Below are 5,893 nucleotides of genomic sequence, written 5' to 3'. Positions count from 1 at the left end.
GCTTCATTTCGTGGTCTTCACCATGCTCATGCTTGTTCATGCAGTACCAGTACTCCAAAGTTCCTAACACGCTCTAAGGAGGACACGCGAGACTCGGGGTCCGAAAACGCAGCGGCAAACGATATGGTCGGCATACCCGTCACGTTCGCGCGATCGCAGCGCACCGTTCAATGGCGACCGAAGGACGGCACGCTGCTCGAATTCGCGGAGGTATGTGGCATCGCTGCACAGTCGAGTTGTCGCTCCGGAATGTGTGGCACATGCTCCACGCGCGTGCTGAACGGCCGCGTCGCTTACCAGGAAGCCACCGACGCACCGATCGAAGCAGGCCGCGCGCTCATCTGCATGGGGCGACCGGTTGCCGATGACGTCGCCGCGACGGACGCTCTGTCACTAGAACTCTGAAAGACGGGTCCGACATCCTGGCGCAAAATCCGATTACGTATGCTTCCACACGGATGCGTTCTGTTTCCGACCGGCAAGGTGAAGCGAGCGCCAGGCATTTTCTGACCGAATGCCGGTTTTCCCACATACCGAAAGCTTGCAGCCGATCATCCTGATTACTCACGCATGCGGCGGGAGGTTGCCATGTCGGTATATGTCGATGAAGGATTCAGGCCCTGTGTCACGGAATGCGCGACCGTCGCATTCCGGGTCTGCTTTGACGATCGGGTGCAGATCTTCGAAGTCAGCGCCGAGGCACTCGTGCGCTATTGCGGCGCGGCCAGCAAACGACGCCGTGACCTCCTTGTCGCGTTCGAAGACGCGCAACTGGAGATATTAAAGGTGGTTGAGTGCAAATGGCCCTTCAAAGAGACTGAACCCGTGCGGTTGGGGCTCGACGAATTCCGAATGGTCAGACATTAGACATGCCAGAATTGCGTCCATGACCTGGATCGCCGCCCTGCCGATGTATAACGTGACGCCCGCGCTTGCCACCGCGTGGCGGGAGTTGCTGGACGACGTCTTGCGCATGGCGGAGCCGGCGTGCCGCATCGTCGAGCCGGACGAGGAACTGCACGCCTTCTGGCGGCGCCCTAACGTACTGCTCTCGCAAACCTGCGGCTATCCATTGATGCATGGTTTAAACGACCACGTTCAGTTGATCGCAACGCCGCGATTCGATGCGCCAGGCTGCGAAGGCGCAGATTATTCGAGCGTACTGGTCACACGAACGGACGCGCTGTTCGATTCGCTTGCGGCATGCCGTGGCGCGCGTGCTGCCTACAATCAGGACGATTCGAATAGCGGCATGAACGTGTTTCGTCATGCCGTGGCACCGCTTGCACGCGAAGGAGCGTTTTTCAGCGCTATCCTGCGCACCGGTTCGCATCTCGGATCGTTGCGGGCGGTGGCTGAAAATCGAGCGGACGTCGCCGCAATCGACTGCGTGACGTTCGCTTTTGTCTGCGATGAATTGCCGGAACTGGCGCAACAGGTTCGGCAAATCGGCGTGACGGCGGCATCGCCGGGTTTGCCTTTGATCGCCTCCAGCAACGTGCCGCCCGCGATGGTCGTGACGCTACGCGAGGCACTGAACGAAGTGCACCTTGCGCAGCCCGAGCGCGCCAAACGCCTGCGTTTGAAGGGCTTTTCCGCGTTGCCGCTTACCGACTACCAACGGATCGCGCAACTCGAAAACGAAGCGCGCGCCTTAGGCTACGCGCGCCTCGCTTAAGCACGGCGATTAGCCCACATCCAGCACCAGAAGCTGCGCCCCGTCGGCAACCTGATCGCCGACTGCATACAGCACTTCCGACACCGTGCCTGCAGCAGGCGCGCCGATCGTGTGCTCCATTTTCATTGCTTCCATCACGATCAGCGGCGTGCCCTTCTCTACCACCGTGCCCGGTTCAACCAGCACGGCAATCACCTTGCCCGGCATCGGTGCGGTCAAACGGCCTTCGCCGCCTTCAGCATCCGCGGCATGGGCGAGCAGGTTCTGCCACTCGAACGCCAGCGCCTCGCCGAGGCAGAATACGTGGAACGTATCGCCGTCGATGAAAACGCGCCCCGTTACCCGCGCATCGCCGATCGTCGCGCGGTATTCGTGCTGACCTGTGCCGTTCGACCAGGTGAAGTCCTCGCGCACGCCGTCGTGTTCGAGCGTTTGCGTGGCGCTGTCGCGTGCGAACGTAACGGTGAATGCACTTTCGTTGTCGCTGTTGTCGCCAATATTGCGCCATCCGAGCGTCTGCGTGTAGCCGCTATTCAGGCGCCAGTGCGATAGTGCATCCCACGGCGACGCGCCATGCGCGGTGCCGCCTTCGCGCGTCAGTAACGCGGCGCAGGCGAGCGCCAGCGCTTCCTTGAAAGGCTTTTTCACGGGCGCGAACAAGGCATCGTGATGACGCTCGATCAAACCCGTATCGAGATCGCCGGTCGCAAACGACTCGCTCGTGACGATGCGTTGCAGGAACTCGACGTTAGTGTGCGGACCGACCACTTCGCAGGCGCGCAGCGCACGATTCAGACGCGCGAGCGCCTCTTCACGCGTCGCGCCGTGGACGATCAGCTTGGCGATCATCGGATCGTAGAACGGCGTGATGGTGTCGCCTTCGCGCACGCCGCTGTCGATACGTACCGGCGCTTTGCGGTCCGGCTCCCCGATGGAGAATTCGACGCCTTCGGGCATGCGCAGATGCTTGAGCGTACCAGTGGACGGCAGGAAGCCACGCGCCGGATGCTCAGCGTAGATACGCGCCTCGATCGCATGGCCGTCGATTTTCAGCTGTTGCTGCGTGAGCGGCAGTGGTTCGTCGGCGGCGACGCGCAGTTGCCACTCCACCAGGTCCTGTCCCGTCACCATTTCCGTAACCGGATGCTCGACCTGCAGGCGCGTGTTCATCTCCATGAAATAAAAATCGCCCGTGCTGGTCATGATGAACTCGACCGTGCCCGCACCGACGTAATTCACCGCACGCGCGGCGGCCACTGCCGCTTCGCCCATTTCGCGCTTAATTTCCGGGGATAGCCCCGGCGCCGGCGCTTCTTCCAGCACCTTCTGGTGACGCCGCTGCACCGAGCAATCGCGATCGAACAGGTACACCGCGCCGCCGTGACGGTCCGCGAACACCTGCACTTCCACGTGACGCGGCCGCGTCAGGTACTTTTCGATCAGCACGCGGTCGTTGCCGAAACTGCTGGCTGCTTCGCGTTTGCACGATGCCAATGCCGCCACGAAATCTTCAGTGCGCTCGACGACACGCATGCCTTTACCACCGCCACCCGCGCTCGCCTTCAGCAAGACCGGATAACCGATCGCATCGGCTTCGCGATGCAGCAACTGCGGGTCCTGATCGTCGCCGTGATAACCCGGCACGAGCGGCACGGCGGCGGCATGCATCAGTGCCTTCGCGGCCGCCTTCGAACCCATGGCGGCAATGGCTTCGACCGGCGGTCCGATGAACACGATACCGGCCGCTTCGCAGGCATGCGCGAAGTCTTCGTTTTCCGACAGGAAGCCGTAGCCCGGATGCACCGCCTGTGCGCCGGTTGCGCGCGCGGCTTCGATGATGCGCTCGACGCGCAGATAGCTTTCCGCCGCGGTCGATCCGCCGATATGCACCGCCTCATCACAGGCGGCCACGTGTTTCGCGTTGGCGTCCGCATCGGAATACACGGCCACGCTCGCGATGCCGAGCCGCTTGCAGGTCGCAGCGACGCGGCACGCAATCTCGCCGCGGTTGGCTATCAGGATCTTGTTGAACATGAGGTGTCTCGTTCCGTTCTCGGGCTGTTGTTCTGGTGAAGGCCGGCATGCGCCTCGGAATTTGTGCCTGGGTCGCGCTTCAACTGCGCCAGGACGGCGTGCGTTTTTCGAGGAACGATGCGACACCTTCACGGCCTTCCGCACCGGCTCGCGTGCGCGCGATGCGTGCCGCCGTGTCCTCGATCATGGCCTCGTTCAACTCGTGGCCGGCGATGTCCTGCACGAGCTGCTTGCAGGCACGCACCGCTTGCGGACCATTTGCGCACAGCGTCTCCGCAATCTGCTGGACGGTAGCGTCGAGTTGCTCCGCACTGACCGCTTCGCTAACAAGGCCCTGCCGGAACGCCGTCGCACAATCGAACTGCTCGGCGGTCGTAAAGTAGCGGCGCGACGCCTGCTCGCCCAACGCGCGGATCACGTACGGCGCGATGGTGGCCGGGATCAGACCAAGACGCGCTTCCGAGAGGCAAAAACGCGCGCTGTCCACCGCGACGACGATATCGCACGCCGAGATCAAACCCATGCCGCCCGCGTATGCGTCGCCGTTCACGCGTGCGATCACCGGCTTGTTGCAGCGATAGATCGACGACAGCATGTTCGCCAGTAGCATGGCGTCGGCACGGTTCTCGCTGTCCGAGTAACCGGCCATCTTCTTCATCCAGTTCAGATCCGCGCCCGCGCAGAACGCTTTACCGTTCGCGGCGAGCACGACCGCGCGTACGTCGTCACGCGCGTTCAGTGCCGTGAAGGCCGAGGTGACTTCGGCGATCATCGTTTCGTTGAACGCGTTGCGCACGTCCGGGCGATTCAGCGTGACCGTGGCGATCTGGCCGGCAAACGCGAGATTCAGCGTTTCGTATTGCATCGTTGCAGCTCCTGCGCGTAGCGCTCTGTCACATTCTGAATACGCCGAAACGCGTGTCTTCGATCGGCGCGTTCATCGTCGCCGAAAGGCCGAGACCGAGCACATCGCGCGTTTGCGCGGGGTCGATCACACCGTCGTCCCATAGACGCGCGCTCGCGTAGTACGGGTGGCCCTGGTGCTCGTATTGATCGCGGATCGGTTGCTTGAACGCCTCTTCCTCTTCCGCGCTCCACGAACCGCCCTTACCCTCGATACCGTCGCGCTTCACCGTGGCCAGCACTGACGCCGCCTGCTCGCCACCCATCACCGAGATGCGCGCATTCGGCCACATCCACAGGAAGCGCGGCGAATACGCGCGGCCACACATGCCGTAATTGCCTGCCCCGAACGAACCGCCGATGATCACCGTGAACTTCGGCACCTTCGCCGTCGCCACGGCGGTCACCATCTTCGCGCCGTTACGCGCGATACCTTCGTTTTCGTACTTGCGACCCACCATGAAACCCGTAATGTTCTGCAGGAACACCAGCGGAATCTTGCGCTGGCAGCACAGTTCGATGAAGTGCGCGCCCTTGAGCGCCGACTCCGAAAACAGAATGCCGTTATTCGCGATGATGCCGACCGGGTGCCCCCAGATATGCGCGAAGCCGGTCACGAGCGTCGTGCCGTAGCGGGCCTTGAATTCGTCGAAAGCGGAATCGTCGACGATACGCGCGATCACCTCGCGGATATCGAACGGCTTGCGCGTATCGACGGGAATCACGCCATACATGCTCTTCACGTCATAGCGCGGCGGCTTCGGTTCCTGCAACGCCACCGGCACCTGCTTCGTGCGATTCAGATTGCCGACGATACTGCGCGCAATGCCCAGCGCATGCGCGTCGTTCTGCGCGAGATGATCGACCACGCCCGACAGACGCGTATGCACGTCGCCGCCACCGAGGTCTTCCGCGCTCACCACTTCGCCGGTCGCCGCTTTCACCAAAGGAGGGCCGCCCAGAAAAATCGTCCCCTGATTCTTGACGATGATCGACTCGTCGCTCATGGCGGGCACATAGGCGCCGCCAGCCGTGCACGAACCCATCACCACGGCGATTTGCGGAATGCCTGCGGCGGACAGGTTCGCCTGGTTAAAGAAGATGCGGCCGAAGTGATCGCGATCGGGAAACACGTCGTCCTGATTCGGCAGATTTGCGCCGCCCGAGTCGACCAGGTAGACACACGGCAAATGGTTTTCGGCGGCGATTTCCTGCGCCCGCACGTGTTTTTTGACCGTGACGGGATAGTAGGTGCCGCCCTTGACCGTCGCGTCGTTG

Annotated in this window: 6 protein-coding genes; 3 read left to right on the top strand and 3 right to left on the bottom strand. The window is 62.3% G+C overall.

The genetic code is table 11. From position 1 onward, the window contains the following. Positions 1-123 precede the first annotated feature (123 nt). The 3 genes from VFE81_RS03575 (at position 124) to VFE81_RS03565 (ending at position 1,678) form a co-directional block, all read left to right on the top strand. Positions 124-405 (top strand): 2Fe-2S iron-sulfur cluster-binding protein, encoded by a 282-nt coding sequence (locus VFE81_RS03575; RefSeq protein WP_325043272.1) that lies wholly within the window; start codon positions 124-126, stop codon positions 403-405. A 183-nt stretch (positions 406-588) separates the two neighbouring features. Next, positions 589-867 (top strand): hypothetical protein, encoded by a 279-nt coding sequence (locus VFE81_RS03570; protein ID WP_325043271.1) that lies wholly within the window; start codon positions 589-591, stop codon positions 865-867. Between the two features lie 19 nt (positions 868-886). Continuing rightward, positions 887-1,678, top strand: a complete 792-nt coding sequence (locus tag VFE81_RS03565) for a phosphate/phosphite/phosphonate ABC transporter substrate-binding protein (RefSeq protein WP_325043270.1) — start codon at positions 887-889, stop codon at positions 1,676-1,678. Between the two features lie 9 nt (positions 1,679-1,687). On the opposite strand, the gene VFE81_RS03560 is transcribed toward VFE81_RS03565, so the two are convergent. The 3 genes from VFE81_RS03560 to VFE81_RS03550 all read right to left on the bottom strand — a co-directional run. Continuing rightward, on the bottom strand, positions 1,688-3,712 hold the full coding sequence (locus VFE81_RS03560; protein ID WP_325043269.1) for an acetyl/propionyl/methylcrotonyl-CoA carboxylase subunit alpha: 2,025 nt from the start codon (positions 3,710-3,712) through the stop codon (positions 1,688-1,690). Between the two features lie 79 nt (positions 3,713-3,791). Then, on the bottom strand, positions 3,792-4,577 hold the full coding sequence (locus VFE81_RS03555) for an enoyl-CoA hydratase/isomerase family protein (RefSeq protein WP_325043268.1): 786 nt from the start codon (positions 4,575-4,577) through the stop codon (positions 3,792-3,794). A gap of 28 nt (positions 4,578-4,605) precedes the next feature. Then, positions 4,606-5,893, bottom strand: a 1,288-nt coding sequence (locus VFE81_RS03550) for a carboxyl transferase domain-containing protein (protein WP_325043267.1), incomplete at its 5' end; no start/stop codon positions are given.

The organism is Paraburkholderia sp. (genome assembly GCF_035656215.1).
Taxonomy (GTDB): Bacteria; Pseudomonadota; Gammaproteobacteria; order Burkholderiales; family Burkholderiaceae; genus Paraburkholderia.
This window is presented reverse-complemented; position numbering and strand designations above follow the sequence as displayed.

Bases quoted from the DNA above. Each gene is read 5' to 3' on its own strand.
- VFE81_RS03575 (WP_325043272.1), top strand. From the start codon at position 124: ATGGTCGGCATACCCGTCACGTTCGCGCGATCGCAGCGCACCGTTCAA.
- VFE81_RS03570 (WP_325043271.1), top strand. From the start codon at position 589: ATGTCGGTATATGTCGATGAAGGATTCAGGCCCTGTGTCACGGAATGC.
- VFE81_RS03565 (WP_325043270.1), top strand. From the start codon at position 887: ATGACCTGGATCGCCGCCCTGCCGATGTATAACGTGACGCCCGCGCTT.
- VFE81_RS03560 (WP_325043269.1), bottom strand. From the start codon at position 3,712: ATGTTCAACAAGATCCTGATAGCCAACCGCGGCGAGATTGCGTGCCGC.
- VFE81_RS03555 (WP_325043268.1), bottom strand. From the start codon at position 4,577: ATGCAATACGAAACGCTGAATCTCGCGTTTGCCGGCCAGATCGCCACG.